Here is a 25,631-nt window from a genome sequence, read left to right on the forward strand (position 1 = left end):
GCACCATGACACAGGTGGCCAGACGAATGGAGATGAGCGACCGCACACTGCGTCGTAAACTCAGGTCGATCTGCGACTGCGTCGACGTGGAAACCCCGATAGAAGCGGTGGTGTGGGCCGTGCGTCGAAGAATCATCTGATCCGGGAGCGCACGGCAGGCAGATCGATGCGGTGGCGGGTGACGGTTAGCGGAGGAAACCGTCACCCGCCGCTCTTCTTTTCCGTCCGCCGCGTCCCCGCTTCACCGCCCCCGCCCCCGGCTCCGTGACCTGTCACGCCGCCGGGCGGCCTTGCGAACCGCCGCACCCGGGCCCCGCCGGCCGTGGCCGATGCCGGTCAATTCGTTGTCCGGCGGCAGCGCCCCGCGATAGAAAGCCGGTGTGGCAGGAGAAAAGACTACATATCCGCGGGGCCGGACCTCCGCGTCGGCTGTCGACAGTCCTGTGGACTCATCGGTCGAACAGCTGCTGAACCGGCTCGGGTTGGGATCGCTGAACGCATCGGATCTCTACTCCTATCCCGGCCGGAACGACAACTGGTCAGGTATCACGGACACCGGGAACTCGGTATTCGTGAAAAGGCTCAAAGGGAACCCCAAGGAATCTCTGAAACGCTACCGGAGAATCCTGCTCTTCGAGCGCCTCGCGCGGCACGGCGCCCGCCCCTTCCCCCGCCCCGACTTTCTCGGGGGCGACGAGGAGCAGCGGCTGCTGGTGTTCCGGATGCTCGACGGCATCAGGTCCGGCAGCGAGCTCGCCGCGGACGAGGAGTTCACCGAGTCCATGTCCGCCGAAGCCGGACGGGCCCTGGCGGCGCTGCACCGGCTCCCGTACACGGCCTCGGATTTCCCGGAAGCGGATCCCCATCCGTACCCGCCGGTCGAGGACTTGCGGTCGCTTCCGCTGGAGAGCTACGTCAACGCCACCGGTGCCTTCGTCGAGGCGTGGGGGCTACTGCAGCGCGACGCGCCCCTTGTCGGGGAACTGGAACGGCTGCGGGCGACCGAGGACGGGGCCGTACGCGTGCCCGTCCACGGAGATCTGCGGCTGGACCAGTTCCTGATCACCGACACGGCGTTCTACGTCAACGACTGGGAGGAGTTCCGGCTCGGCGACCCGGCGCGCGACGTCGGATCGTACGTCGGCGAGTGGCTGCACCGAGCGGTGCTGCGCATTCCCGCACAGGAGACGGACGACGCGTTCTCGGCCGTGCTCACCCACGAGGAGGTGGTTGCGCGGGGCAGCGAGGAGCTGACCCGGGTGCTTCCGCTGATCTCCGCCTTCCACCGGGGTTACCGCGACGGCGGCGGCCCCGACGACGACGGGCTCGCGGTCCGTGCCACGTCCTACGCCGGATGGCACCTGATCGACCGTCTGATCGCTTCGACCAGGGAGAGCGGCCGGCTGTCGGCCATCGTCCGGGCCGCGGCGGGCATCGGCAGGACCGCACTACTGGATCCGCGGAGCTTCGTCTCCACGGTCGGCCTCGGGGAGGCAGCATGAGGACGGGCATCGAGGAGACCCTCCCGGCCGTCCGTCGGCCGGGACAGGCCGCCGCTGATGAGGGAGCGGTGCCGGAGCTCGCGGCCGGACTCCGCCGGGCGCTGGAGGACGTGCGGATCGCGCCGGACGGCAGGACGGCGTGGGTGCGCGATGACGAGGTGACCGCGGAGTCCGCGTCGGCGATGCGCTTCCTGCTGGCCCGCACGTTGTACGAAGTGCTGCACACCGGGCGGGGCGTCAAGGATCGGGAGGCGCCCAGGACCTTGCGCGCGCCGGACTTCGAGGCGCGGCTGGCGCAGGCGACTCCGCATCGCGAGACGGTCGCCGCGGGGATCCGCACCGGACAGCGCGCGGCCGGCGGCCGGGAGGTCGTGCAGATCGACGGTCTGCGCGTGAACGTACCGGACTCGGTCACGCTGCGGGACAGCGGACGTACGGCGGGCGATCCCGCTCGCCCGGTGGTGCGGATGAACCTCCCGTCGGCCCGCCCACTCGTCTCTCCCGGGTTCTTCCTCGTGGACAGCGGCGCGGGCCGCACCACCGGCGGCGGTGCTCTGCTGCGGCTCTATCTGAGGGTGGCCGAGGCCGACGCGGCGCCCGGGCTGTGGCATGCCGTGCTGAGCGCTCTGGAAGACCGCTCCGCGACCTACCGGGCGAAGATCATCTCCAATCCGGCGAGTCTGCCGCGCAACGACGGCATGGTCGTCTACCTGGGCAAGCGTTCCTGGGACGCCGTCGGCACCGTGGTCGAAAGCGCCCTGGCCACCGCTCTGCCGGAGGGACCCGCTCCCGCTTTCGCCCATGTGCTGGCGCCCGGGGTGACGGCCGCATGGGAGCCGAAGGACAACCGGACGGGCATGCGGGCCCTGAGCTTCGGCGAGCACCGGGCGCATGTGGTCGCGCGTGCCTTCGTGGACGCGGCGGAACGGCACCGTGAGCGTCCGACGGCCGCCGATCTGGCCTCCGCGTGTGTCGCGGCGAACGTGGATCCCGCCGACCCCGCCCGCAATCTCGACTCGGACGACTGGCCGTGGAAGACGGCCCTCCGGTCCGCGATCTGAGCCGTCCGCCGTGCCGCCGACGGCCGGCCGGATGTCACCGCACCCTGCAGGAGGTCCTTCACCATGGCCAGAGCACCACGCCCGGACGGCACGGACGAACTGCGTGTCTTCGCACAGCTGCTGAAGGGCCGTAGGGCGGCCGTCGCCGCCGCGGTGGCGCTGAGCCTGCTCTCCGCCGCCGCCACCCTCGTCCTCCCCCTCCAGGTGCGCGACCTGGTGATGGCCCTCGCCGAGGACGAACGTCCCGTCGGTCCGCTGCTGACGATGGCGGGCCTCGCGGTGGGTGCCGGGCTCGCGTCGGCGGGGTCCTCCTATCTGCTCGCCCGTGCCGGTGAGGGTCTGGTGTCCGAGGCACGGCTGCGCATCGCCTCCCACATCCTGACCCTGCCGCTGCGACGGGTCCGGCGGGAAGGGGCCGGCAACCTGGTCGCCCGGGCCACCTCCGACAGCACACAGCTGCGTTCCGTCGTGGACGTCGGCGTGGCGCAGATCCCGTCCTCGATGTTCCTGGCCGTCGGCACCCTGATCGCCATGGGTCTGCTGGACGGCGTCCTGCTGCTCGTCGTGCTCGTCACGTTCACGATCGCCGGCGTCGGCATCTTCCTGTGCGTACGGTCGATCCGCGGCGGTGTCGAACGTCAGCAGAACGCGGTCGGCACCATGTCCCAGCACATGACCGCGGCCGTGCTGTCGCTGCCCACGGTCAAGGCGTTCCTCGCCGAACGCCAGGTGGCGGCCACGCTGGGCCACAGCATCGATGACGCCCGCAAGGCCGCCGTGTCGGTCGCGCGGGTGACCGCCCTGGTCGGACCCACCATGCAGCTCGGTCAACAGCTGTCGATCGTCGCGGTGATGGTCACCAGCGGCGCCCGGCTCGCCTCCGGCGACCTGGCCGTCGGCGAGTTCGCCGCCTTCATCGTCTACCTGCTGCAACTCGTGGCACCGCTGACCCTGCTGGTCTCGGGCGTCGCCAGGATGCAGAGCGGTCTGGCGGCGCGCGCCCGCCTGAACAGCGTGCTCACGATCGCCCCGGAGCATCCCGGGGGCCTCTCCCCGGTCGAGCCGTCGCCGACGGCGTCCGCGGTGGAGTTCGAGTCGGTCACCTACCGGGACGGCGGGCGCACCCTCATCCACGGGGCGACGTTCGCGGCCCCGGCGCGCGGGCTCACCGCGATCGTCGGGCCGTCGGGGGCGGGAAAGACGACGCTGCTCGGCCTCACCGAACGCTTTCTCCTGCCGGAGTCCGGCCGCGTCTCCGTCTGCGGACTGCCCGTCGAGCAGTGGCCCCTGCACCGGTTGCGCGGCGCGATCAGCTACGTCGACCAGAGTTTCACCCTCGTGGAGGGCACGGTACGGCAGAACCTCCTGCTCGGCCGGGACGACGAGGAGGGCGCCCCGCCGGACACGGAGCTGTGGCGGGCGCTGGAGGCACTGGCGCTGCGCGACGCCGTGGAAGCGCTGCCGGACGGTCTTGACACCGAGCTGGGACGGGCCGAGGACCTGTCCGGCGGACAGCGTCAGCGGCTCGCAGCGGCCCGCGTCCTGCTGCGCGACTCACGCATCGTCCTGTTCGACGAACCGACCTCCCAACTCGACAGCGAGAACGAGGAACGGCTGCGGACGCTGATGCGCACGCTCGCGGAGGAGCGCGCGGTGCTCGTGATCGCGCACCGCATCTCCACGGTGCAGGACGCCGATCTGATCGTGGTCGTGGACGAGGGACGCACCGTCGACCGGGGCACCCACGAGGAGCTGCTGACGCGTTCCGCGCTGTACCAGGAGCTGGTGCACGGGCAGTCGCTGCGCGGCGGCGGAGCGCCCGTTCCCGCCGGGCCGGCGGTCGGGGCGGTGGTCCGGTGAGCGGCCCGGCGACCGCGGTCGAGCCGGTGGGGGCGCGGCGCCTGCTGGTGATCGGGACGGGTTCGGTCACCGCCGCGCATCTGCCTTTCTGGGCGAGCTGGCTGAAGATCGGGCACCCCGGGACGGAGGTGCGCTACGTGCTGACCGGGGCGGCCGGCAGGTTCGTCACCCGGGAGTCGCTGACCGCCATCGGCGGCTGTGACGTGCGGGCGGACCGGTGGCCCGACGAGCCGGAGCCGAGGGCGCGTCATGTGGACCTCGCGCAGTGGCCCGACACGGTCGTCGTCTTCCCGGCGACGCTGAACTACCTGGCCAGGCTTGCCCTGGGGCTGGGCGACTCGCCGTCGCTCCTCGCGCTGCAGTGCACGGGGGCGGCGATCGCGCTGGCGCCCGCGCTGCCGCCGGGTGGCGCGCAGAGCGCGGCGTACGCCGAGCACAGCCGCAAACTCAGCGCGCGGCGCAACGTGGTCGTCGTATCGCCCCACCCCGGCCGCAGCACGACCAGCGGCATGCGCGAGGCGTGGGCGCCCGCGTCCTTTCCCGACGTGCTGTCCGCGGCCGACCGGCTGCGGGCCGCGCTGGAGGAACCGGCCCCCGGCGGCCATGAAGGTCCCGAGCCGCACACCGTATCCACCCGACACCGCACGGAGGCAGCACCATGACGACCGAGACCCACCGGCCGACCGATGCCGGGGCGCATGCCGGCGGGAGCGCCGCACCGGGCGGGAACAGCAGCGCGTACGGCGAATCGCTGGCCGACGTCTACGACTCGCTCTACCCCGCCTCCGGCCAAGCCATCGACTCGATGGTCGGCTTCCTCGAGGGGCTGCGGCCCGCCCCGGCCTCGCTGCTCGAACTCGGGGTCGGCACCGGCCGGCTGGCCATCCCGCTGGCCAGGAACGGCTACCGGGTACACGGGGTGGACGCGTCCCCCGCGATGCTGACGAAACTCCACGAGAACGACTCCACCGGCCGTGTCACCACCGCGGTGGGCGACTTCAGCGCGCTGGTCGTCGAGGAGCGCTACGACCTCGTGCTCACCGCGCTCAACACCTTCTTCATGCTGCCCACCCAGGAGCAGCAGATCAGTTGCCTGCGCGGCATCCACGACGCGCTCGCGGACGACGGTGTCGCGGTCTTCGAAACCTACAACCCGCAGGTGTACCACCGGCTCACCGAGGCGACGACCCGGGTCGGTCATCTGGCGCCGGACGCGCTGCTGCTCGACACGATCCAGGTGAACCAGTCGCTCCAGTCCGTCCTGGTCGTCCACACGATCATGGGCGCGGGCGGGCTGCGGAAGGTACCCGAGGTCAGCCGGTACGCCTGGCCTGCCGAGTTCGACGTGATGGCCCGGCTCGCGGGACTGCGTGTGACGGGCCGCTGGGCCGACTGGGACCGCGGCCCGGTCACGGCCCAGTCGGAGAAGCACGTCTACGTGGTAGAGCGGCAGAACGTATAGCTACCTTGACGAGTTGATGTGTTAACGCAATACTTCAGCAAGTTAGTACATCGCTCTGGAGGTGCGACATGACGGGGCCCGCCCTGGAGGTCGACGGCGTGCGGAAGAGGTACGGCAAACGTCAGGCGGTCGCTGACATGACCTTCGGCATCCGCGCCGGTGAGCTGTTCGGCTTCGTGGGGAGCAACGGCGCGGGCAAGACCACCACGATGCGGATCATCCTGGGCGTCCTCACGCCCGACGAAGGAGAGGTCCGCCGGCACGGCCGCCCCGTCGATCTCGCCGCCCGCCGCCGGTTCGGCTACATGCCCGAGGAGCGCGGCCTGTACCCCCGGATGAAGGTCCGTGAACACCTGCGGTATCTGGGCGAGTTGCACGGCCTGCCGACGGCTGCCGCGCGGGTGGCGGCCGACCGGTGGGTCGAGCGGCTGGAGCTGTCCCGGTACGCCTCCGAGGAGGTCCAGAACCTCAGCCTCGGCAACCAGCAGCGGGTCCAGCTGGCCGCGGCGCTGGTGCACGATCCTCAGGTGCTGGTGCTCGACGAGCCGTTCTCGGGCCTGGACCCGGTGGCGGTGGACGTCATGCACGAGGTGCTCGTCGAACGGGCCGCCGACGGGGTGCCCGTCATGTTCTCCAGCCACCAGCTGTCGCTCGTCGAGCGCGTCTGCGACCGGGTCGGCATCGTCTCGGGCGGGCGTCTCATCGCCTGCGGCACGATCGAGGAGCTGAGCGAGAACGCCGACCGACGGCTGCTGGTCGACGCCCCGGAGGCGGGCGAGACCTGGACCGCGGGACTGCCGGGCGTGTCGGTCGTGAGCCGCGAGGGCTCCCGTACGCGGCTTCGCCTGGCGAAGGGTGCGGACGACCAGCGGGTCCTGCACGCGGCGCTGGCCACCGGACCGGTCCTGGCCTTCGTGTCCGAACGACCGCCGCTGTCCGACCTGTACCGCGACCTGGTGGGCGGCACCGGCGCGCACGGGGAGGGAACCGGGCGGACGCCGGACACCGGCACCACGGCAGGCGTCGGCACGACAGTGAACGACACCGACGGGGACGAGACATGAACACGGTGACACCAGCGCGGGGCGACACGCACGGCCCGGACGTCCCGGACGGAGAGGGCCTCTCGGACCCGGGTGGGGGCGCCTCCGGCCCCGGGAACAGCGGCGCGCTCCCGGCCTGCCGGGCGGTCCGCCTGGTCGCCGGGCGGGAGATCAACAGCCGGATGCGGACCCGGTCCTTCGTCCTGAGCACCCTCGGGCTGTTACTCGGCCTCGGCGTCTACGCCCTCGTCATCCTCCTCGCCGAGGACGGTCCGGCCAGGGTCGGCGTCGAGCGGGAGGTCGCGGCGATGCGCCCGGTGCTCGCCGCCGTCGCCGAGAAGACGGGCGGCGACTTCGAGTTCGTCACCGTCGACGACGACCGTGCGGACCGGATGCTGCGCGACGGGGACCTCACCGCCGTGCTCGGCGGCCCCGACGGACGCCTCACCCTCTCCGTGGAACGTGAGGTGGACGAGAACCTGCTCGGCGTCGTGCGCGCCACGGTCGCAGAGGAACGCACCACCCGGGAGCTCGAGCGCGCCGGCGTGGACCCCGTGGAGTTCAGGGAGCGCGTGGCGTCGTCCACCGTCGAGGTCCACGCACTCGAACCGTCGCAGACCAGCGCGGCCGAGCAGTTCGCACTGGTCCTGTCCTCCACCGGGCTGCTGTACTTCTTCTTCGTCTTCTACGGGATCACCCTGGCGCAGGGCGTGGTCGAGGAGAAGAGCAGCCGTGTGGTGGAGCTGCTCCTCTCGACCATCCGCCCCTGGCAGCTCCTCGCCGGGAAGCTCATCGGTGTCGCGGTGGCCGGCCTCACCCAGCTCGTGCTGCTCGGCTCAGCCGCGGTGGCGCTCGCCCAGGGCACCGGGGCTCTGACGCTGCCGACCGCGGTGGGCGGGTCGCTGGTGACGATGGGTGTCTGGTTCCTGCTCGGCTTCTTCCTGTTCGCCGCCCTGCTGGCCGCGGCCGCAGCCCGGGTCTCACGACAGGAGGACCTGCAAGGCGTGGTGCAACCGGTGATGCTGCTCATCACCATGCCGTTCGTGCTGGGCATCGCCCTGCTGAGCAAGGACGCGCACGACCCGTTGATCGAGTGGCTGTCGCTCGTACCGCCGCTCAGCCCGATCCTGATGCCGGCCCGCATGCTCCTGGGCATCGCCCCCGCATGGCAGGTCGCCCTCTCCCTGGTGCTGGCGGTCGCGGCGCTGGTGGGGATGACCCGTGTCGCCGGGCGGATGTACGCGGGCAGCGTGCTGCGCAGCGGCTCCCGGGTGCCGCTCGCCGAAGCGCTGCGGATGCGGTAGTCCCCGGCCCACGGCCGACCTCCTCCTGTCCCCCGCCCGTCCCCTGAGTCTCCCGGCAAGTCCCTGATGTCCCCGACCCCCAGCTGTCCCCGCCAATCCCCTGCTGTCCCCGGCCAACCCTGCCGAAAACCCTCGAAGGAGCACCTCATGAGCACCGCCCTGTGGATCGCCGTCGGTATCGCCGTCGTCGTCGCCGTCGTCGCCGGAATCAAGAAGAGCCGGGGCTGACCCGCCCGATCGGCTCACAGCGAGGGGCGGTGCTTGCGGGGAACCACCCCGCAGGCACCGCCCCTCGTGCCGTCAGAAGCTCAGTTCCCCGGTGGTGCCTCTGCACAGGGGCACCACCGCCCGCTCGTCGGCGACGACCACCCCGGTGACATCGGCGGGCCGGAAGAACCGGCGGGCCGCCTCGCCGACCTGGTCGGGGGACACGCCGTCCAGCAGCGGCCCCCAGTTGTGCAGCCAGTCGGCTCCGACCCCGACGTGCAGCAGGTTCGCCAGCCCGGACGCCAAGGCGCCGGGTGCCGACATCGCCGTCGCGGTGGAACCGGCCGCGTAACTCCGGGCGGCGTCGATCTCCCGTGCCGAGGGCGGTTCGGCTGCCATGCGCTCCAGTTCCTCCCTGATCACCGCGAGAGCCGCGACGGTGTGCTCGGCGGCGGTGTCGGCCTCGACCATCAGCGTCGATGCCCCCGGCACCGACTCCACTCCCGAACCGAGCTGGTAGGCGTACCCCTTGTCCTCGCGCAGGCGTGCGACCAGCCGTGAGGCGAAGGACCCGCCGAAGACCAGCTGGGCCAGGTGCAGGGCCGGGTAGCCGGGATCCGTCCGGGGCAGGGCGGGGGCGGCCAGCCGTATCACGCTCTGGACGGCCCCGGGCCGGTCCACGTGCCGCAGAGGGCCGCCCGGGAACCAGGGCGGAACCTCGGGCAGGTCGCCTTCCGGCCCGGGCTCCCACGCCCCGAACAACTCGGTGACCCAGACCAGGGCTTCCTCCGGCTCCAGATCTCCGACCAGCACGAGCACCGCGCCCCTCGCGCCCAGATGCCGCGCGTGCACTCGAGCCAGGTCGTCCCGCGTGCAGGCGGCGGCCTGTTCGGGCGTCGGCTGCCAGCGGGCGGCTCTCTCCTCGCCGTACCTGCGCCGCAGCAGTGCGTGCTGCGCGAGAGCCGCCGGCTGGTGGGTGGCCAGCCGTATGCGGCGTGCCAGCCGTTCGCGTTCGGGGGCGACCGCTTCCTCGGTCAGCCGGGGCCCGCGGAGCGCTTCGGCCAGCAGGGCGAGTACGGGAGGCAGGCCGTCGGCCATGGTGTGACCGGTCACGGTGAGCTTGCGGGCGTCGGCGGAGGCATTCAGGGTGGCGCCGTGCGCGGCCAGCGCCGCGTCGTGGTCGCCGGCGCTCCGGTGGGCGCTTCCGCGCGGCAGGAGCTCGGCCAGCAGCTGGCAGTGGGCCACCTCCCCGGGTGCCGTGGCGGCGTACGGGACGGTGAGCCGGATCTCCACCAGGGGGACGACCGGAGCCGAACACACCACGACCCGCAGTCCGTTGCCGAGGGTGAGGTCGGCGTCGGGCAGCTGCAGCCGCCCCGCCACGACACCCTTCTCCGGCCGGCTGCCGTACGAGAGGAGGTTCTTCGCCACTCCAGCGGTCATGCCGTCGTCTCCGGTGCGATGTCCCGCGGCACGGCCTGGCGTCCTGGCACGAAGCGCACGACCGCCCGGTGGGAGGCTCTGAGCCGGGCGGCCGCCCGGCTCACGTGTTCGCCCGTCACACCGGCGTGGACGAGCTCCGGCAGCGCGTGGGTCAGCTCTGCCTCACCGAAGAGCGCCTCGCGCAGGCCGAGCAACTGCGCCCGGGTGCCCGGATCGGCGAGTTCACGCATCGCCCCGGAGACCCAGCGGGCGGTCGTGGCACGCAACTGCGCGGCAGCGACCTCGTGGGCCGCCAGCGCGTCCAGGGTGCCGTCGAGCGCGTCCAGGACGTGCTCGGCGTCTCGCTCGTGCTCGTGCACGGCGAAGAGCGTCAGCAGATCCGGTCCCACCGTGTCCAGCGGCAGTCCGAAGAGACCGCAGCCCACCGACAGGCTCGATGCCCCGGCGGCCGCGGTCGGCCCTCGGCGCAGCAGGGCGTGTCCGCCCTGTCCGAGCAGCGCCGCCAGGACGAGATGCGCGAGGTAGTCCGCGCGCTCGGTGACCGGGTCCGGCATCCGGTAGCCCACCGCCACGGCGGGTGAACCGGCGTGCGGGTCGAGCACCGTGAGCCGCCGCTCCTCCTCCGGCAGGGGCTCAGGAGGATCGGCCGGCCGCACCGTCGGACGCGCCGGCAGATCCTCGAAATGCCGGCGCACCAGACGCTCCGCCGTGCGATGGTCGAAGGCGCCGGTGACGGTCACCACGGCATTTCCGGGACCGTAATGGTCGGCGAAGAACTTTTCACACAACGCAATGTCGAAGGCGGCGAGGTCGACGGTTTCGCCGTACCCGTCCCTGACGTTCTCGGAGCGCCGGTGCAATGCCCTCGGGAGCGCCCAAGGATGATTTCCATAGGGGCGATTGCGGACCATGAGCCGGATTTCCTCGTCGATCACCGCCGTCTGTGTGCGGAGGTTTCGCTCGGAAAGAGATGGCGAGCGCATTCGGTCCGCTTCGAGCGCGCACAGCATTTCCAGTGCGGAGGCGGGGGCGGCGGCATAGTAGACCGTCACGTCCTGGCGGGTCCGGGCGTCACCGAAGCCACCGGCGCGCTGCACCCGGGGCAGGTACCCCTCGGGCTCGGCCTCTTCGCCCCCGCGGAACATGAGGTGCTCGAAGAGGTGCGCCAGGCCCGTACGCCCTTCGGGTTCCGTGCGGAAACCAACGCGGTAGTGCACAGCGACGCCGATCGAAGCGCCCACGGTATTCGGTGCCAGCACCACCCGAAGGCCATTGTCCAATACCAGTCGATGCAGCTGATCTCGGCTCATCCGGGCGAGCATAGGACCGAGTCGACTACCGGCTCAACGGGGAACGTTGACCGATTGCGGACAGTGTCCGCATGCGGTCAACTCCGTTGCCATCCCGGCACCGTTCGAGGAATGGTTCTGCCACGGCCGGAGACGCGGTTGCAGAAATCGCCGATCCGGTCGCCATCACACATCCGAGAACACGGGAGTCAGCATGAACACCCAGTCCCTCATCAGCGGTTACTCCACCTACGCCGCCGCCGACGAGATCGTCCCGGCCGTGGAGGCCCCGGCCGCCACCATCACGATCACCACCTCGTCGCAGGCGTGCATCTCCGCCGCGTCCGCCGTCTCGGCCGTGTCGGTCGACAACACCTTCGACCACTCCTGCTGAACCGCGTGACCCGCTGAGACAGAGGGGCGGGTGCCCACCGCCGCAATCGGTGGGCACCCGCCCTGTCGCGCGAGAAGCTGATTCCCGCTCAGCTCCGGTTGAATCACTCGCTCTCGTCCTCGTCGTCGTCCTCGACGCCCACGCCGGACATCCCCAGGACGATGGAGGGCACGGCGGACGCGGTCAGCATGAGGGTCGTCAGCAGCGCGGGCATCCGCTCGATCACATCGGGCTGGTTCTGGAAGACGACCATGACCAGCACGACGAGCATCCCGGCGCCGACCGCGCACTGGTAGCCGATGAAGGAGACGCGGTCCCGCAGCCCGCGTTCACGTTCGTCCAGTCCCGCCTGGGGCCGCTCGGCCACACCGCGGGTCATCGAACGCAGCACGCCCCACAGCAGCAGCCACAGCACGAAGGCCACGAGCCACCAGGAGTCGGAGAAGGCGTTGCCGTCCGAGATGAGCGACAGCACCACCATGGCCGCACTCAGCACGCACAGGGAGAGCGCCACAGGACGCATCGGGCTGCGCGCCAGGTCCGTCATCTCGTTGGCTCCTTGCCGGCTCACGAGCGTTCCTCCTTGTTGTAGAGCTGGGCGGAGAGAGGGACGAAGGGTTTGCGGTTGAAGATCGCTTCCACCGGAAGCTCGAACACGTCACTGAGCCGGAACGCCAGGTCGAGACTCGGAAAGTAGTCGCCCCGCTCGATGGCACCGATGGTCTGCGGGTGCACCTCCACCAGCTTGGCCAGCGCGACGCGACTGAGGCCGCGCTCGGCGCGGAGAACTCTCAGCTGGTTGTAGATCTGCATTCCCTCGCGATGACTCACTGGGCTCATGGAAAAAACGTAGTAGAAACACAACAGTTCGTCAAGGAACAGCAACAGCTCCGGCAGATGTCAGAGCACCAGCGACATAAGGAAGGTGTCCAGCCGTGACCGCCGACAACGTGCTTCCGAGCGTGCTCGTGCCGAACATGCCGGAGACCCCGGACTCCCTGCGACCCCACACCGAGCTGGTCCGCGACATCGGAGCGCGCCGCCTGTGGACGGGGCAGTCGCTCAAGGTGGAGGCCCACCAGGCGTTCGCCCACCTCGCCGGTGCCGGGATCCGCGTCCCCGTGGGCCTCAGCGTGACTCTGATGCCGCTGCGCCACCCGTACGAGGCCGCCCTCCAGGCCCGCTCGCTCGCCCTGCTCACCGGCCTGCCCGTGGTGGCCGGCTACGGCGTCGGCTCGACGGCGTTCGTCCGCAGCCTCAACGGACGCCCGTTCGCCAGCCCGCGCACGATGGCCGGGGACTACCTGCGCACGGTTCGGGCCCTGCTGGACGGGGAGATCGTCGACCACGCGGGCGAATACCACAGCCTGCAGGGCCGGTTGATCCCCATGGAGCATCCGCGCGTGGAGGTCGGTGTGGGCGTGCTGCGCCCCAACATGGCCCGGACCGCCGGTGGCGTCGCGGATGTCGCCATCACGTGGATGACCCCACCCGCGTATGTCGCCGAGACCCTGCTGCCCGCTCTGGAGAAGGGGGCCAAGGACGGGGACCGGGACACCCGCTGCCGGGTCGCGACCGTCGTCCATGTCGCGGTGGAGCGCGAAGGCAGGGACCCGCACGCGCTCGCCTACACGGCTGCCTCCGGGCACCTCACCATGGAGCACTACACGGACATGCTGCGCCGGGCCGGCGTGCCGGTCGATCCGGCGGACCCGGTGGCCGGTGCCGCCGCCCTGGTGGACAGTGGCACGTACCTGTACGGCTCGGCCGACCACATCGCCGCCGTGTTGGAGGAGTACCGGAACGCCGGTGTGGACGAGGTGATCCTCAACTGCGCCGGAGTGCTGTTCACCGAGGGGCAGTCGGCGGCGTTGCGGGACAGCCGGGAGATCATCGAGGCGGTCGGGCGGCGCAACGGTGGCTGAGCCGGCCGGCACCGATCCGGTGGCGTCCGCGGGGCCTGCGGACACCGGACGGCCTCCTCGCGCGGAGCCCGTCACCGTACGCGAGTACGGGACCCGTTACCTGCGGATCACCGTGCGCCACCACGGGGGCGCGGGGTTCAGCTGGCTGCGCGCCCCGGGGCCGGCCCACACCGCTCCGCAGCGCCTTCCGCAGCCGGAGGCCGCCGCGGCACTGCGCCGCGTCGACGAGGCCCTCGGCGCGGCTGTGGCCCGCGATACCGCCGAAGCGCCGCGCGGCGCCCGGCTCGCCCTCGGCGAACCGGCGGACGGCACCGCGCGGGCCGGGGCGGCCCTGCCGGGCTCCGGGGTGCTCTACCGCGTATCCGGTGCCTTCTCGGTGGCACGGCTGCTGTCCTGCGGCGACGACGCCGCCTTCCGGCTCTCGGTCGACGCGCTGGCGGATCTGGGCAGGACCCTGCGACGGCTGCACCAGGAGCCGTGGGACCTCCCGGACCGGCCGCCGCACCCCGGAGTGCGACGGCTCATGGCCTGGCTCTCCGGAGAGGAGGACGCTCCGGGGACGGCCCGGCTGCGCACGCTGGCCCGTACCCGGGTCGGCCCCTCACGGTGGGCCCGGCTGACGGAGTGGTCCCGGGCCGCGGAGGAGCCACCCGGAAGCGGCGCGGTCCTGCTGCACGGAGCGCCCAGCACCGGCTGGCTGGTCCCCTCCCCTGCCGGTGGCCCCACCGCCCTGCTCACCGGCGAGGAGGTCACCGGGGGCGACCCGGCTCTCGATCTCGGCTGGACGCTCGGCGAGTTGCACGAACTGCGCGCCGCAGCCGCCCTCGGCCTCGGCTCCGCAGGAAAGGGACCACGGGTCGACTATCCGGCCGCGGCCCACGCCCTGCTCCGCGGCTACACCGGCGGTGACGGCACCGCCGCCGTCCCGCCGGGCACCGCACGCGCGGCCACCCTCCGTCTGGCCGTCCACATGCGCGACTTCGCGTCGTTCGTGGGCTGGCACGAGGACCTGCGCCACTACTGCGACCTGCTGGCGGAAGCACTCGGCGAGGACGGCGCCCCCTGTCTTCACCGGCCCAAGCCGGGGTCGTCCGCCGAGGGCCTCTGAAATCCCTGGCGGGCGCCGCGCTGCTCTCCCTGGCGCTCTCCGCCCACGGCACGACCGCCCACGCGGCCGACGGGTGGTCCGTCTCCCACGCGACGGCCACCGCGGCGGGACCGGGCCTGCCCCTCCCCCGCGAGCGGGGAGGGGCAGGCGGACGCCGTAGTCAGCTGCCGGTGGTGATCGTCGTCGCAGCCGTCACGGCGACGATCACCGCCAGTGCCTCCTCCGCTGCCCGCACGACCTCGCGCACTGCGGTCGCGGACCACCGGCCGTGGGAGATGGCCTCCATGGCCTCCCGGACCGCTCGCGCGTCGGCGTCCGGGAAGGCCAGCCGGTGCAACTTCGCGCCGTGCAGCAGGGCCACCAGGCACGCCGTGCGCTCGTCCGGCGCCGCTCCTCGAAGGACGACCTCGTCGAGCCGCTGCCGTACCGCCGCCTCCGCCGAGCCGTCCGCCTCGGGGTAGCGGCGCACGGAGAAGAGGCCGAGGACCTTCTTCTTCTCCTCCCGGACCAGACCCTTCTCGATCAGGCCCTGGTTCGCCCATGCCGCCGCGTCCGTCTTCAGCCGGGTGATCCAGTCCCTGGCTCTGCCCGGCTCGTCCCGGCCTGCGATGTCGGCGATTGCCGCGTCCAGGGCGGGATCGCCCAGCGGGGTGGCGTCGACGACGGTCACCTTGTCGTCGGTCACATCGATCCGGTCGGCCAGCGCCAGCTCCACCAGCAGAGCGGCGGAGATCGCCGGCGTCACCTTCGCCGATTCCTTCGCCGCGCCGGACTCGTCGTCCAGCGACAGGAGCAGGAGCTGCTCGCCCAGGGTCGTGGGGGTTTCCGCGGGAGGGTGCATCGGTGAGTGCATGTCCCACAGTCTCCATGAGCGACTCCCGGCCCGGCGAAGACTGGCCGATACCGGTCAGTGGACGTGCGGTCAGTGGTTGCGCGGGAAGCCCAGGTCCACGCCCGCCGGGGCGTCGGCCGGGTCGGGCCAGCGCGTGGTGACGACCTTGCCGCGGGTGTAGAAGTGCGTGCCGTCGTTGCCGTAGATGTGGTGGTCGCCGAAGAGCGAGTCCTTCCAGCCGCCGAAGGAGTGGTAGCCCACGGGGACCGGGATCGGGACGTTGACGCCGACCATGCCGGCCTCGACCTCCAGCTGGAAGCGGCGGGCCGCGCCGCCGTCCCGGGTGAAGATCGCGGTGCCGTTGCCGAACGGCGAGGCGTTGACGATGTCCAGGGCCTCCTCGTAGGTCTCGGTGCGCAGCACGGTCAGCACCGGGCCGAAGATCTCGTCCTGGTAGGCCTTGGCGGACGTGGGCACCTTGTCGAGCAGCGAGATGCCGATCCAGTGGCCGTTCTCGAAGCCGTCGACCGTGTGGCCGGTGCCGTCCAGGACGACCTCGCAGCCCTCGGCCGCCGCGCCCTCGACATAGGAGGCGACCTTGTCGCGGTGGACCTTGGTGATGAGCGGGCCCATCTCGGAGGTCGGGTCGTTGCCCGGGCCGATCTTGATCTTCTCGGCGCGCTCGCGGATCTTCTCCACCAGTTCGTCGCCGATCGAGCCGACCGCGACGACCGCGGAGATGGCCATGCAGCGCTCACCGGCCGAGCCGTAGGCGGCCGACACGGCGGCGTCGGCGGCCGCGTCCAGGTCGGCGTCCGGGAGGACCAGCATGTGGTTCTTGGCGCCGCCGAGCGCCTGGACGCGCTTGCCGTTGGCGGAGGCGGTGGTGTGGATGTAGCGGGCGATCGGGGTCGAGCCGACGAAGGAGACGGCCTTGACGTCCGGGTGCTCCAGCAGGCGGTCGACGGCCACCTTGTCGCCGTGGACGACGTTGAAGACGCCGTCGGGCAGGCCCGCCTCCGACAGCAGCTCGGCGATCTTGATCGAGGCCGAGGGGTCCTTCTCGGACGGCTTCAGCACGAAGGTGTTGCCGCACGCGATGGCGATGGGGAACATCCACATCGGCACCATCGCCGGGAAGTTGAACGGGGTGATGCCGGCGACGACACCGAGCGGCTGGCGGATCGAGGAGACGTCGACACGGCTGGCGACCTGCGTGGACAGCTCGCCCTTCAGCTGCACGTTGATGCCGCAGGCCAGCTCGACGATCTCCAGGCCGCGCGCGACCTCGCCGAGGGCGTCGCTGTGCACCTTGCCGTGCTCGGCGGTGATCAGCTCGGCGATCGCGTCCCGGTTGGCGTCCAGCAGCTCGCGGAACTTGAACAGGATCGAGGTGCGCTGGGCCAGCGAGGACTGGCCCCAGGTCTGGTAGGCCTCCTTGGCGGCGGCGACCGCCGCGTCCACCTCGTCGACCGAGGCGAACGCGACCTTCGTCGTCACCTCGCCGGTCGCCGGATCGGTCACCGGCCCGTGCGTGCCCGAGGCGCCTTCGACGGTCTTGCCGCCGATCCAGTGGTTGACGGTCTTCGTCATGGCCGGGAACTCCTTCACAGATGGCGGCGTCGGGTGGAGACGTGCCGTTCGTACAGCTCACGTGCCTTGACCGCGGACGGCCGTGTCGCGGTCTCGGCCACGGGTACATCCCACCAGGCCTGCGCGGGAGGCGCGCCCGACACTGTGTCTGCCGTTTGGGTCTCGACGTAGACACATGTGGGAGTGTCGGCCGCCCGGGCCTCGGCGAGCGCCTCCCGCAGGTCCCGGACGGTCTTCGCGCGCAGCACGCGCATGCCGAGGCTGGCCGCGTTGGCGGCGAGGTCCACGGGCAGCGGCGGCCCGGTGTACGAGCCGTCCTCGGAGGGGTAGCGGTAGGCGGTGCCGAACCGCTCGCCGCCCACCGACTCCGACAGGCCGCCGATGGAGGCGTAGCCGTGGTTCTGGATGATCAGGACCTTGATCGCGACGCCCTCCTGCACGGCCGTGACGATCTCCGTCGGCATCATCAGATAGGTGCCGTCGCCGACCAGCGCCCACACGGGCCGGTCGGGAGCGGCCAGCTTCACGCCGATGGCGGCGGGGATCTCGTAGCCCATGCAGGAGTAGCCGTACTCCAGGTGGTACTGGTCGCGCGACCGGGTCCGCCACAGTTTGTGCAGGTCGCCGGGGAGGGAGCCGGCGGCGTTGATCAGGATGTCCGACTCGTCGGCGATCTCGTCCAGGGCGCCGAGGACCTGCGGCTGGGTCGGGCGGGTGTCCGGTTCGTCCACCTCGTAGCAGGCGTCGACGCGTTGCTCCCAGCGCTCCTTGTCCTCGGTGTACTCGGTGGCGTAGCTGCCGGCGACCCGGTGCGCGTGCAGCCGCAGGGCGCCGGTGAGCTCCTGGAGGCCGCTGCGGGCGTCGGCGACCAGGGGCTGCCCGGCGAGCTTGTGGGCGTCGTAGGACGCGATGTTGAGGTTGAGGAACCGGACGTCCGGGTTGCTGAACAGCGTGCCGGAGGCGGTGGTGAAGTCGGTGTAGCGGGTGCCGACGCCGATCACCAGGTCGGCGGTGCGGGCGAGTTCGTCCGCGGTGGCGGTGCCGGTGTGGCCGACGCCTCCCACGTCCTGGGGGTGGTCGTGGCGCAGCGAGCCCTTGCCGGCCTGGGTGGAGGCGACCGGTATGCCGGTGGTTTCGGCGAACTCGGCGAGGGCCTCCTCGGCGCGGCTGTGGTGCACGCCGCCGCCGGCGACGACCAGGGGCCGCTTCGCCGAGCGGATGATCCGTACCGCCTCGGCCAGTTCCGCCGGGTCGGCGCCGGGACGCCGTACGGTCCAGACGCGCTCGGCGAAGAACTCCTCGGGCCAGTCGTACGCCTCGGCCTGCACGTCCTGGGGCAGGGCGAGGGTGACGGCGCCGGTCTCGACGGGGTCGGTGAGCACGCGCATCGCGTTCAGCGCCGAGGGGATCAGGGCCTCGGGCCGGGTGATCCGGTCGAAGTACCTCGACACCGGGCGCAGGCAGTCGTTGACCGACACATCGCCCGCGTACGGCACTTCGAGCTGCTGGAGGACCGGGTCGGCGGGCCGGCCGGCGAAGATGTCACCGGGCAGGAGCAGCACCGGCAGGTGGTTGACGGTCGCGAGAGCGGCGCCGGTGACGAGGTTGGTGGCGCCCGGGCCGATGGAGGTCGTGACCGCGTGCGTGGACAGGCGGTTCGACTGGCGGGCGTAGCCGACCGCCGCGTGCACCATGGCCTGTTCGTTGCGGCCCTGGTGGTACGGCATCCGCCCGGCGTGCTCCAGGAGCGCCTGGCCGATGCCGGCGACGTTGCCGTGGCCGAAGATGCCCCAGGTGGCGCCGATGAGCCGCTGCCGGACGCCGTCGCGTTCGGTGTACTGGGCGGACAGGAAGCGCACGAGCGCCTGTGCGGCCGTCAGCCTTGTCCTCGAGGTCATCGGTGTCCCTCCCTCTGGGTGGTCACGGATACGCGACGGCCACGGTGAACGTTCACGGGGCGGGGCCGCGTACGCCTCGTCGGGGAGACCTCCGGCGCGGGGCCGTAGCGGGCGGGGAGTTGTCGCTCGCTCTTCGCTCCTGCCAAAGCAAAGCGGCCTCCCGCGCCGGAGGCGATCTGGGTCCGGGACGTGCCCGGGAGAGGGAACGCGTGGTCTCGGGTGCTGTCGCAGGTGGGGAAGGCAGGGGTGGTCATGCGACGGCCCTCACAGCAGTCCGACGGCGGTGTCGACGGCGGCGGCCACATCGCCGTCCGCCGGGTACAGCAAGGAACGTCCCACGACCAGCCCGCACACGGTGGGCAGTTGAAGGGCGCCGCGCCACTTCTCGTACGCCCCGTCCTGGTCGTCGCCCACCTCGCCGCCCAGCAGCACGGCGGGCAGCGTGGAGGCCGCCATGACCTCGGCCATGTCGTCGGGGTTGCCGGTGACCGGGACCTTGAGCCAGGTGTAGGCGGAACTGCCGCCGAGGCCCGAGGCGATGGCGATCGACTTGGTCACGGCCTCGGCGGAGAGGTCGTTGCGGAGCCGGCCCCGTTCGTCGCGGTGGCTGATGAACGGCTCGACGAACACGGGGAGTCTGCGGGCGGCCATGGCGTCGACGGCCCGGGCGGTGGACTCCAGGGTGGTCAGCGAGCCGGGGTCGTCGTAGTCGATGCGCAGGAGCAGCTTGCCCGCGTCGAAGCCGAGGCGCTCGATGTCCTCGGGGCGGTGGCCGGTGAAGCGGTCGTCGAGTTCGAAGCGGGCTCCCTGGAGGCCGCCGCGGTTCATCGAGCCGACGACGACCTTGCCGTCGAGGGCGCCGAGCAGGAGCAGGTCGTCGAGGATGTCGGCGGTGGCGAGGACGCCGTCCACGCCGGGGCGGGACAGGGCCAGGCAGAGGCGTTCGAGGAGGTCGGCGCGGTTGGCCATGGCCAGGGCGCGGCCGCCGACGCCGAGGGCGCCGCGGGCCGGGTGGTCGGCGGCGACGATCATCAGCCGGCCGTTGTCGTTCAGCAGCGGCCGGCGGGGGCGGCGGGCGGCGGCCTCGGCGATCGCCTCCGGGCGGTGGCTGCGCAGGCGGACGAGTTCACCGACGTCGACGGTCACTGGACGGCCCCCGCGGTGACGGCCGCCTCGATCTCGTCCGGCGTGGGCATCGCGGAGGAGCACTCCAGGCGCGAGGCGACGATGGCACCGGCGGCGTTGGCGTGCCGCATGGTCTTCTCCAGGTCCCAGCCGGCCAGGAGGCCGTGAACCAGGGAACCGCCGAAGGCGTCGCCGGCGCCCAGGCCGTTCAGGACGTTCACCGGCAGCGGCGGGACCTCGGCGCTCTCGCCGGCACGGTTCACCGCGAGGACGCCCTTGGGGCCCTGCTTGACGACGGCCAGTTCCACGCCCGCGTCGAGGAGGGCGCGGGCGGCGGCGTGGGGTTCGCCCACGCCGGTGGCGACCTCCACCTCGTCGAGGTTGCCGACGGCGACGGTGGTGTGGCGCAGGGCCTCGGTGTAGAAGGGGCGCGCGGCCTGCGGGTCGGTCCAGAACATCGGGCGCCAGTCGAGGTCGAAGACCGTGGTGCCGGACCGGGCGCGGTGGGCGAGGGCGGCGAGGGTCGCGGTGCGGCTCGGCTCCTCGCTCAGGCCCGTTCCCGTGACCCAGAAGACCCGGGCCTCGCGGATGGCGTCGAGGTCGAGCTCGTGGGCGTCGATCTCCAGGTCGGGGGCCTTGGGGCGCCGGTAGAAGTACAGCGGGAAGTCGTCCGGCGGGAAGACCTCGCAGAAGGTGACCGGCGTGGGCAGGCCGGGGACCGGGGTGACCCAGCGGTCGTCCACGCCGAAGCCCTTCAGGGCCTCGTGGAGGTAGGTGCCGAAGGGGTCGTCGCCGGTGCGGGTGATCACCGCCGTCCGCCGCCCCAGACGGGCCGCGGCCACCGCCACGTTGCTCGCCGAGCCGCCGAGGAACTTGCCGAAGGACGTGACCTGCGGCAGCGGGACGCCGGTCTGGAGCGGATACAGATCCACTCCGATCCGCCCCATGGTGATCAGGTCGTACGCCATCGCGGTCCCCTCGATGCTCGGCTCTCCCCGGCTTTGTAGCCCCCTCTCGAAGCCCTGTCAATGTTTTGTCCGGACATTCGGACCAGATCGCGACAGCGCTTTCCGCTTGTCCACGTCCGTGTCAAGGCGCCCCGCCGACGCACGGGCCCGCCTCTTTGCCTCGGCTGTGTCACAAACACCTCCCTCGTGTCACGCGTGTCGCGAGTACGCGGGTCTTCCGTCACACCCGGCGCACAGGCCCTGCCCCGTATCACCGGGCGTCGTTGACCGGGCACAGGCTTGTTGATCGCCAGCGCAGCGCCCGGCTCCCCCGGACGGCCGTCCACGGCCGCCGCCGCGGTGCGCGCACGGAGGTGCACGTCATGACCGACCGAAGGCTCTGGTCCTACAAGGAGATCGCAGCGCACATCCGGGTGCAGCCCGACACCGTGCGGTCCTACCGCAAACACGGGCTGCTGCCCCCGCCCGACCACGTCGAGGGCGGCAAGCCCTACTGGTACGCCGACACGGTCCGGGCCTGGGTCGCCGCCAGGCCCGGCAACCGCCGAAGGGCCGACTGACCCGCCCCCCGCCTCGGTCCCGTGCCCCACCGCCGCGTGTGGCCCGGCCGTTCGCGCGTGTGACGGCTCCAGGTCTCGACGACCGTCAGCTCCACGGTTCGACGACCGTCAGCTCCACGGCTCGAAGACCGTCAGCTCCACGGCTGAATCACTGTCGCCCCCGCTCCCGGCGATGCCCCCATCGCCGCCAGGGCCGCGGGCACCTCGTCCAGGGCGATCGTGGACGTCACCAGCAGGTCGGGGCGGAGCACGCCGCTGCGGACCAGCTCCAGCATCGGCGGGTAGCCGTGCGCGGCCATGCCGTGGCTGCCGAGGAGCTCGAGTTCCAGGGCGATCGCGCGGGCCATCGGCACGGGGGTCGTACCGGACGGGGAGGGCAGCAGGCCGACCTGGACGTGCCGGCCGCGGCGGCGCAGGCCGTTCACGGAGGCGGCACAAGTGCCGGGCGAGCCCAGGGCGTCGAGGGAGAGGTGGGCCCCGCCGCCGGTCAGCTCGCGGACGACGGCCGCGGTGTCCGGCACGGCCCTCGCGTCGACGCAGCGCGCCGCCCCGAACCCGCGCGCCAGCTCCAGGGCACCGGGCGACACGTCGACGGCGACGACCCGGGCGCCCGCCGCGGCCGCGATCATCACGGCCGAGAGCCCGACCCCGCCGCACCCGTGCACCGCGACCCACTCCCCTGCCGCGACCCGCCCCTGCTGCACCACCGCCCGGTACGCCGTGGCGAACCGGCAGCCGAGCGAGGCCGCGGTCGCGAAGGACAGCTCCCCGGGCAGCGCCACGAGGTTCACGTCCGCGTGGTCCAGTGCCACGTACTGGGCGAAGGAGCCCCAGTGGGTGAAGCCGGGCTGGGTCTGCCGCTCGCACACCTGGTGGTCGCCCGCGGCGCAGGACGGGCAGGTGCCGCAGGCGCAGATGAACGGCACGGTGACCCGGTCCCCGGCCCGCCACCCGGTCACCCGGGCGCCCACCGCCTCGACGGTCCCGGCGAGTTCGTGCCCGGGCACGTGCGGCAGCGTGATGTCCGGGTCGTGGCCCTGCCAGCCGTGCCAGTCGCTGCGGCACAGCCCGGTGGCCTCGACCCGCACGACGACGCCGTGCTCCGCTGGCTCCGGGTCCGGGACGTCCCGCACCTCGGCAGCCTCTCCGTACCGCTCGAACACCACGGCCCGCATGGATCCACCCGCCTCTCGCTCATGCCGTGCCCGGTCCCGCGCGGGCACGGATGTGCCCCGGGGCCCCGGGCGTGCGGCGCCTCGGGGCACGCTAGTGGTGGGCCGGGGAGCGCCGCCGACCCGGGCGCCGCGTCGGCGGCAGCGTCGTGAACCGATACCCCCTAGGGGTACAGTGGGGTATGCGGGTCCTCAGCGGACCCCACAGCCCCACATGCCTCGACGAGGAGTAACGACATGACCGCCCAGACCGACACCACGGGCCCCGTCACCACCGTCTTCAAGGTGAGCGGCATGAGCTGCGGACACTGCGAGGGCGCGGTCTCCGGCGAGATCTCCCGGATCCCCGGCGTGAGCTCGGTGACGGCCGTCGCCAAGACCGGTGAGGTCACCGTCGTCTCCGCGGCCCCGCTCGACGACCAGGCCGTGCGCGACGCCGTCGACGAGGCCGGTTTCGAACTGGCCGGCCGGGCCTGAGACGCACCAGACCTGGCACTCGTACCCGTGTACGGGCCGTACGGCCGCCGCCCCGGCCCGTACGGCCCGTACCGCTTCCCCGGGCGCCCCGCATCTCCTGGAGTGAGGACATGACCAGCACCACCGCCCCGGCACCGGCCGGTCGCGAGCCGGCCCTCGCCGAGGTCGAGCTGCTCATCGGTGGGATGACCTGCGCCTCCTGCGCGGCCCGCGTCGAGAAGAAGCTCAACCGGATGGACGGTGTCACGGCCACGGTGAACTACGCGACGGAGAAGGCCCGGATCACCTGCCCCGAGGGCACCGAGGTCGCCGATCTGATCGCCACCGTCGTGAAGACCGGGTACACCGCCGAGGAGCCCGCGCCCCCGCGGGAGGAGCCCTCCGCGGCCGAGGACGGGGACGCGGACCCCGAGCCGACGGCCCTGCGCGGCCGCCTCGCCGTCTCCGCCGCCCTCGCGGTGCCGGTGATCCTGCTGGCGATGGTCCCGGCGCTCCAGTTCGACAACTGGCAGTGGCTCTCGCTCACCCTCACCGCGCCGGTCGTCGTCTGGGGCGGGCTGCCCTTCCACCGGGCCGCCTGGAGGAACGCCCGGCACGGCGCCGCCACCATGGACACCCTGGTCTCCCTCGGCACCCTGGCCGCCTTCGGCTGGTCCCTGTGGGCGCTGTTCCTCGGCGACGCGGGCATGCCGGGCATGCGGCACCCGTTCGAGCTCACGGTCTCGCGCGGCGACGGCGCCTCCTCGATCTACCTGGAGGTCGCCTCCGGCGTCACCGCCTTCATCCTGCTGGGCCGCTGGCTGGAGGCCCGCTCCAAGCGCCGTGCCGGAGCGGCGCTGAGGGCGCTGATGGAGCTGGGCGCCAAGGACGTGGCCGTGCTGCGGGACGGGCGCGAGGTGCGGATCCCGGCGCAGCGGCTGGCCGTCGGCGACCGGTTCGTCGTACGGCCCGGCGAGAAGATCGCCACCGACGGCACGGTCGTCGAGGGAGCGTCCGCCGTGGACGCCTCGATGCTGACCGGCGAGTCGGTGCCGGTGGACGTGGCGGCCGGGGACCCGGTCACCGGCGCGACTGTCAACGCGGCCGGACGGCTGGTCGTCGAGGCCACCCGGGTCGGCGCCGACACCCGGCTCGCCCGGATGGCGAAGCTGGTGGAGGACGCGCAGAACGGCAAGGCCGAGGTGCAGCGGCTCGCCGACCGGATCGCCGGGATCTTCGTGCCGGTGGTGCTGCTGATCGCCGTCGCCACGGCCGGGGCGTGGCTCGGGCTGACGGGTGACGCCGTCGCCGCGTTCACCGCCGCCGTCGCGGTCCTGATCATCGCCTGCCCCTGCGCGCTGGGCCTCGCCACGCCGACCGCGCTGATGGTCGGCACGGGCCGCGGCGCCCAGCTCGGCATCCTCATCAAGGGCCCGGAGGTCCTGGAGTCCACGCGCCGCGTCGACACCGTCGTCCTGGACAAGACCGGCACGGTCACCACCGGCCGGATGACCCTCCAGGAGGTCCACGTCGCCGAGGGCACCGACGAGAAGGAGGTGCTGCGGCTGGCCGGCGCCGTGGAGCACGCCTCCGAGCATCCCGTCGCCCGTGCGATCGCGCTGGGCGCCGAGGAGAGGGCGGGGCGGCTCCCGGACGCCGACGGGTTCGAGAACGTCCCCGGGCGAGGCGTACGCGGGCGCGTGGAGGGCCGGGACGTCGCCGTGGGGCGGCTCTTCGACGACGTGCCGGCGGAGCTGGCCCGCGCGCGGGACGAGGCCGAGCGGGCCGGGCGTACGGCCGTCCTGGCCGGCTGGGACGGGACGGCGCGGGCCGTTCTGGCCGTGGCCGACGCGGTCAAGGAGACCAGCGCCGAGGCCGTGCGCGAGCTGCGCGCCCTGGGGCTCACGCCGGTGCTGCTGACCGGGGACAACCGTGCCGTGGCCGAGACGGTGGCCGCGGCCGTGGGGGTCGAGAAGGTGATCGCGGAGGTCCTCCCCGAGGACAAGGTCGAGGCGGTACGGCGGCTGCAGGCCGAGGGGCGGGTCGTCGCGATGGTGGGCGACGGCGTCAACGACGCGGCCGCGCTCGCCGCCGCCGATCTGGGCCTGGCCCTGGGCACCGGCACGGACGCGGCGATCGAGGCGGGCGATCTGACCCTGGTCCGCGGCGATCTGCGGGTGGCCGCGGACGCGATCCGGCTCTCCCGCCGGACCCTGGGCACGATCAAGGGCAATCTCGTGTGGGCGTTCGGCTACAACGTGGCGGCGCTGCCGCTGGCCGCCGCCGGCCTGCTGAACCCGATGATCGCGGGGGCGGCGATGGCGTTCTCGTCGGTTTTCGTCGTCACGAACAGTCTGCGACTGCGGACATTCCGGTGAAGTCCCCTGAATTCCCCCTACGTTCATGGCGAACGGGGTTTGAGCCCCTCT

The 25,631-nt window shown here is 72.3% G+C and carries 23 protein-coding genes and 1 pseudogene; 13 read left to right on the top strand and 11 right to left on the bottom strand.

What is annotated here, in order from left to right; genetic code table 11:
* The first annotated feature begins 443 nt into the window (after positions 1-443).
* The 7 genes from lxmK to IGS69_RS11945 all read left to right on the top strand — a co-directional run bounded on the left by lxmK (position 444) and on the right by IGS69_RS11945 (position 8,232).
* Positions 444-1,502 carry a class V lanthionine synthetase subunit LxmK gene (gene lxmK, locus IGS69_RS11915; RefSeq protein WP_190898976.1) on the top strand — a complete coding sequence of 353 codons (1,059 nt, stop codon included), beginning with the start codon at positions 444-446 and terminating at the stop codon, positions 1,500-1,502.
* Positions 1,499-2,563: a T3SS effector HopA1 family protein gene (locus IGS69_RS11920; RefSeq protein WP_190898978.1), complete on the top strand. Its 1,065-nt coding sequence runs from the start codon at positions 1,499-1,501 to the stop codon at positions 2,561-2,563. The genes lxmK and IGS69_RS11920 overlap by 4 nt, the downstream gene beginning before the upstream one ends.
* Positions 2,564-2,626: 63 nt before the next feature.
* On the top strand, positions 2,627-4,423 hold the full coding sequence (locus IGS69_RS11925) for an ABC transporter ATP-binding protein (protein ID WP_190898980.1): 1,797 nt from the start codon (positions 2,627-2,629) through the stop codon (positions 4,421-4,423).
* On the top strand, positions 4,420-5,085 hold the full coding sequence (locus IGS69_RS11930) for a flavoprotein (protein WP_190898982.1): 666 nt from the start codon (positions 4,420-4,422) through the stop codon (positions 5,083-5,085). Before IGS69_RS11925 ends, IGS69_RS11930 begins: the two co-directional genes overlap by 4 nt.
* Complete coding sequence (locus tag IGS69_RS11935) at positions 5,082-5,885, top strand: class I SAM-dependent methyltransferase (RefSeq protein ID WP_190898984.1); 804 nt, start codon at positions 5,082-5,084, stop codon at positions 5,883-5,885. The genes IGS69_RS11930 and IGS69_RS11935 overlap by 4 nt, the downstream gene beginning before the upstream one ends.
* Positions 5,886-5,953: 68 nt before the next feature.
* Positions 5,954-6,949 (top strand): ABC transporter ATP-binding protein, encoded by a 996-nt coding sequence (locus IGS69_RS11940; RefSeq protein ID WP_190898992.1) that lies wholly within the window; start codon positions 5,954-5,956, stop codon positions 6,947-6,949.
* Positions 6,946-8,232 (top strand): ABC transporter permease, encoded by a 1,287-nt coding sequence (locus IGS69_RS11945; protein ID WP_190898994.1) that lies wholly within the window; start codon positions 6,946-6,948, stop codon positions 8,230-8,232. The genes IGS69_RS11940 and IGS69_RS11945 overlap by 4 nt, the downstream gene beginning before the upstream one ends.
* Positions 8,233-8,532: 300 nt before the next feature.
* On the opposite strand, the gene IGS69_RS11950 is transcribed toward IGS69_RS11945, so the two are convergent.
* Together IGS69_RS11950 and IGS69_RS11955 are read right to left on the bottom strand one after the other, a co-directional pair.
* Positions 8,533-9,882, bottom strand: a complete 1,350-nt coding sequence (locus tag IGS69_RS11950; protein ID WP_190898996.1) for a M16 family metallopeptidase — start codon at positions 9,880-9,882, stop codon at positions 8,533-8,535.
* A complete protein-coding gene (locus IGS69_RS11955; protein WP_190898998.1) occupies positions 9,879-11,192 on the bottom strand; it encodes a M16 family metallopeptidase in 1,314 nt (437 codons plus the stop codon). The genes IGS69_RS11950 and IGS69_RS11955 overlap by 4 nt, the downstream gene beginning before the upstream one ends.
* A gap of 193 nt (positions 11,193-11,385) precedes the next feature.
* Between IGS69_RS11955 and IGS69_RS11960 the strand changes: the two genes are divergently transcribed.
* Positions 11,386-11,565 carry a hypothetical protein gene (locus IGS69_RS11960; RefSeq protein WP_159030605.1) on the top strand — a complete coding sequence of 60 codons (180 nt, stop codon included), beginning with the start codon at positions 11,386-11,388 and terminating at the stop codon, positions 11,563-11,565.
* 103 nt (positions 11,566-11,668) lie between these two features.
* Here IGS69_RS11960 and IGS69_RS11965 read toward each other — a convergent pair whose 3' ends face one another.
* Positions 11,669-12,136 carry a hypothetical protein gene (locus IGS69_RS11965; protein ID WP_190899000.1) on the bottom strand — a complete coding sequence of 156 codons (468 nt, stop codon included), beginning with the start codon at positions 12,134-12,136 and terminating at the stop codon, positions 11,669-11,671.
* Positions 12,133-12,405 (bottom strand): helix-turn-helix transcriptional regulator, encoded by a 273-nt coding sequence (locus tag IGS69_RS11970; protein WP_190899002.1) that lies wholly within the window; start codon positions 12,403-12,405, stop codon positions 12,133-12,135. The genes IGS69_RS11965 and IGS69_RS11970 overlap by 4 nt, the downstream gene beginning before the upstream one ends.
* Before the next feature lie 95 nt (positions 12,406-12,500).
* On the opposite strand from IGS69_RS11970, the gene IGS69_RS11975 reads away from it, so the two are divergent.
* Positions 12,501-13,490, top strand: a complete 990-nt coding sequence (locus tag IGS69_RS11975) for an LLM class flavin-dependent oxidoreductase (protein ID WP_269783165.1) — start codon at positions 12,501-12,503, stop codon at positions 13,488-13,490.
* Positions 13,483-14,598 carry a phosphotransferase family protein gene (locus IGS69_RS11980; RefSeq protein WP_190899003.1) on the top strand — a complete coding sequence of 372 codons (1,116 nt, stop codon included), beginning with the start codon at positions 13,483-13,485 and terminating at the stop codon, positions 14,596-14,598. Before IGS69_RS11975 ends, IGS69_RS11980 begins: the two co-directional genes overlap by 8 nt.
* A 160-nt stretch (positions 14,599-14,758) precedes the next feature.
* Here the strand turns inward: IGS69_RS11980 and IGS69_RS11985 are convergent, their stop codons facing one another.
* The 6 genes and pseudogenes from IGS69_RS11985 to iolC form a co-directional block, all read right to left on the bottom strand.
* Entirely contained in the window at positions 14,759-15,451 is a 693-nt protein-coding gene (locus IGS69_RS11985) for a GOLPH3/VPS74 family protein (RefSeq protein ID WP_190899005.1), read from the bottom strand.
* 69 nt (positions 15,452-15,520) lie between these two features.
* Positions 15,521-17,023 (bottom strand): CoA-acylating methylmalonate-semialdehyde dehydrogenase, encoded by a 1,503-nt coding sequence (gene mmsA, locus IGS69_RS11990; RefSeq protein WP_190899014.1) that lies wholly within the window; start codon positions 17,021-17,023, stop codon positions 15,521-15,523.
* Positions 17,024-17,037: 14 nt separating this feature from the next.
* The gene (iolD, locus tag IGS69_RS11995; RefSeq protein ID WP_190899016.1) at positions 17,038-18,921 is read right to left on the bottom strand and encodes a 3D-(3,5/4)-trihydroxycyclohexane-1,2-dione acylhydrolase (decyclizing); all 1,884 of its coding nucleotides are present in this window, start codon (positions 18,919-18,921) and stop codon (positions 17,038-17,040) included.
* Positions 18,922-19,007: 86 nt separating this feature from the next.
* Positions 19,008-19,109, bottom strand: a pseudogene (locus IGS69_RS35195) (5-deoxy-glucuronate isomerase); the annotation flags it as partial.
* Positions 19,110-19,185: 76 nt separating this feature from the next.
* Positions 19,186-20,067 carry a Cgl0159 family (beta/alpha)8-fold protein gene (locus IGS69_RS12000; RefSeq protein ID WP_190899018.1) on the bottom strand — a complete coding sequence of 294 codons (882 nt, stop codon included), beginning with the start codon at positions 20,065-20,067 and terminating at the stop codon, positions 19,186-19,188.
* On the bottom strand, positions 20,064-21,014 hold the full coding sequence (gene iolC, locus IGS69_RS12005) for a 5-dehydro-2-deoxygluconokinase (protein WP_190899020.1): 951 nt from the start codon (positions 21,012-21,014) through the stop codon (positions 20,064-20,066). The genes IGS69_RS12000 and iolC overlap by 4 nt, the downstream gene beginning before the upstream one ends.
* A 362-nt stretch (positions 21,015-21,376) precedes the next feature.
* On the opposite strand from iolC, the gene IGS69_RS12010 reads away from it, so the two are divergent.
* The gene (locus IGS69_RS12010) at positions 21,377-21,574 is read left to right on the top strand and encodes a helix-turn-helix transcriptional regulator (protein WP_190899022.1); all 198 of its coding nucleotides are present in this window, start codon (positions 21,377-21,379) and stop codon (positions 21,572-21,574) included.
* A 131-nt stretch (positions 21,575-21,705) separates the two neighbouring features.
* Here IGS69_RS12010 and IGS69_RS12015 read toward each other — a convergent pair whose 3' ends face one another.
* Positions 21,706-22,749, bottom strand: coding sequence for a zinc-dependent alcohol dehydrogenase family protein (locus IGS69_RS12015; RefSeq protein WP_190899024.1), 1,044 nt, complete (start codon positions 22,747-22,749; stop codon positions 21,706-21,708).
* A gap of 234 nt (positions 22,750-22,983) precedes the next feature.
* Here IGS69_RS12015 and IGS69_RS12020 point away from each other — a divergent pair, with 234 nt between their 5' ends.
* Together IGS69_RS12020 and IGS69_RS12025 are read left to right on the top strand one after the other, a co-directional pair.
* Positions 22,984-23,223 (top strand): heavy-metal-associated domain-containing protein, encoded by a 240-nt coding sequence (locus IGS69_RS12020; RefSeq protein WP_190899026.1) that lies wholly within the window; start codon positions 22,984-22,986, stop codon positions 23,221-23,223.
* A 110-nt stretch (positions 23,224-23,333) separates the two neighbouring features.
* Entirely contained in the window at positions 23,334-25,580 is a 2,247-nt protein-coding gene (locus tag IGS69_RS12025) for a heavy metal translocating P-type ATPase (protein ID WP_190899029.1), read from the top strand.
* Positions 25,581-25,631 lie beyond the last annotated feature (51 nt).

It is taken from the genome of Streptomyces tuirus (assembly GCF_014701095.1).
In the GTDB taxonomy this organism is placed as follows: Bacteria; Actinomycetota; Actinomycetes; order Streptomycetales; family Streptomycetaceae; genus Streptomyces; species Streptomyces tuirus.

What these genes read in the sequence shown, in the direction of transcription:
- IGS69_RS11920 (WP_190898978.1), top strand. Translation starts at nt 1,499, where the DNA reads ATGAGGACGGGCATCGAGGAGACCCTCCCGGCCGTCCGTCGGCCGGGA.
- IGS69_RS11925 (WP_190898980.1), top strand. Translation starts at nt 2,627, where the DNA reads ATGGCCAGAGCACCACGCCCGGACGGCACGGACGAACTGCGTGTCTTC.
- IGS69_RS11935 (WP_190898984.1), top strand. Translation starts at nt 5,082, where the DNA reads ATGACGACCGAGACCCACCGGCCGACCGATGCCGGGGCGCATGCCGGC.
- IGS69_RS11940 (WP_190898992.1), top strand. Translation starts at nt 5,954, where the DNA reads ATGACGGGGCCCGCCCTGGAGGTCGACGGCGTGCGGAAGAGGTACGGC.
- IGS69_RS11945 (WP_190898994.1), top strand. Translation starts at nt 6,946, where the DNA reads ATGAACACGGTGACACCAGCGCGGGGCGACACGCACGGCCCGGACGTC.
- IGS69_RS11950 (WP_190898996.1), bottom strand. Translation starts at nt 9,882, where the DNA reads ATGACCGCTGGAGTGGCGAAGAACCTCCTCTCGTACGGCAGCCGGCCG.
- IGS69_RS11955 (WP_190898998.1), bottom strand. Translation starts at nt 11,192, where the DNA reads ATGAGCCGAGATCAGCTGCATCGACTGGTATTGGACAATGGCCTTCGG.
- IGS69_RS11960 (WP_159030605.1), top strand. Translation starts at nt 11,386, where the DNA reads ATGAACACCCAGTCCCTCATCAGCGGTTACTCCACCTACGCCGCCGCC.
- IGS69_RS11970 (WP_190899002.1), bottom strand. Translation starts at nt 12,405, where the DNA reads ATGAGCCCAGTGAGTCATCGCGAGGGAATGCAGATCTACAACCAGCTG.
- IGS69_RS11985 (WP_190899005.1), bottom strand. Translation starts at nt 15,451, where the DNA reads ATGCACTCACCGATGCACCCTCCCGCGGAAACCCCCACGACCCTGGGC.
- mmsA (WP_190899014.1), bottom strand. Translation starts at nt 17,023, where the DNA reads ATGACGAAGACCGTCAACCACTGGATCGGCGGCAAGACCGTCGAAGGC.
- iolD (WP_190899016.1), bottom strand. Translation starts at nt 18,921, where the DNA reads ATGACCTCGAGGACAAGGCTGACGGCCGCACAGGCGCTCGTGCGCTTC.
- iolC (WP_190899020.1), bottom strand. Translation starts at nt 21,014, where the DNA reads ATGGCGTACGACCTGATCACCATGGGGCGGATCGGAGTGGATCTGTAT.
- IGS69_RS12010 (WP_190899022.1), top strand. Translation starts at nt 21,377, where the DNA reads ATGACCGACCGAAGGCTCTGGTCCTACAAGGAGATCGCAGCGCACATC.
- IGS69_RS12015 (WP_190899024.1), bottom strand. Translation starts at nt 22,749, where the DNA reads ATGCGGGCCGTGGTGTTCGAGCGGTACGGAGAGGCTGCCGAGGTGCGG.
- IGS69_RS12020 (WP_190899026.1), top strand. Translation starts at nt 22,984, where the DNA reads ATGACCGCCCAGACCGACACCACGGGCCCCGTCACCACCGTCTTCAAG.
- IGS69_RS12025 (WP_190899029.1), top strand. Translation starts at nt 23,334, where the DNA reads ATGACCAGCACCACCGCCCCGGCACCGGCCGGTCGCGAGCCGGCCCTC.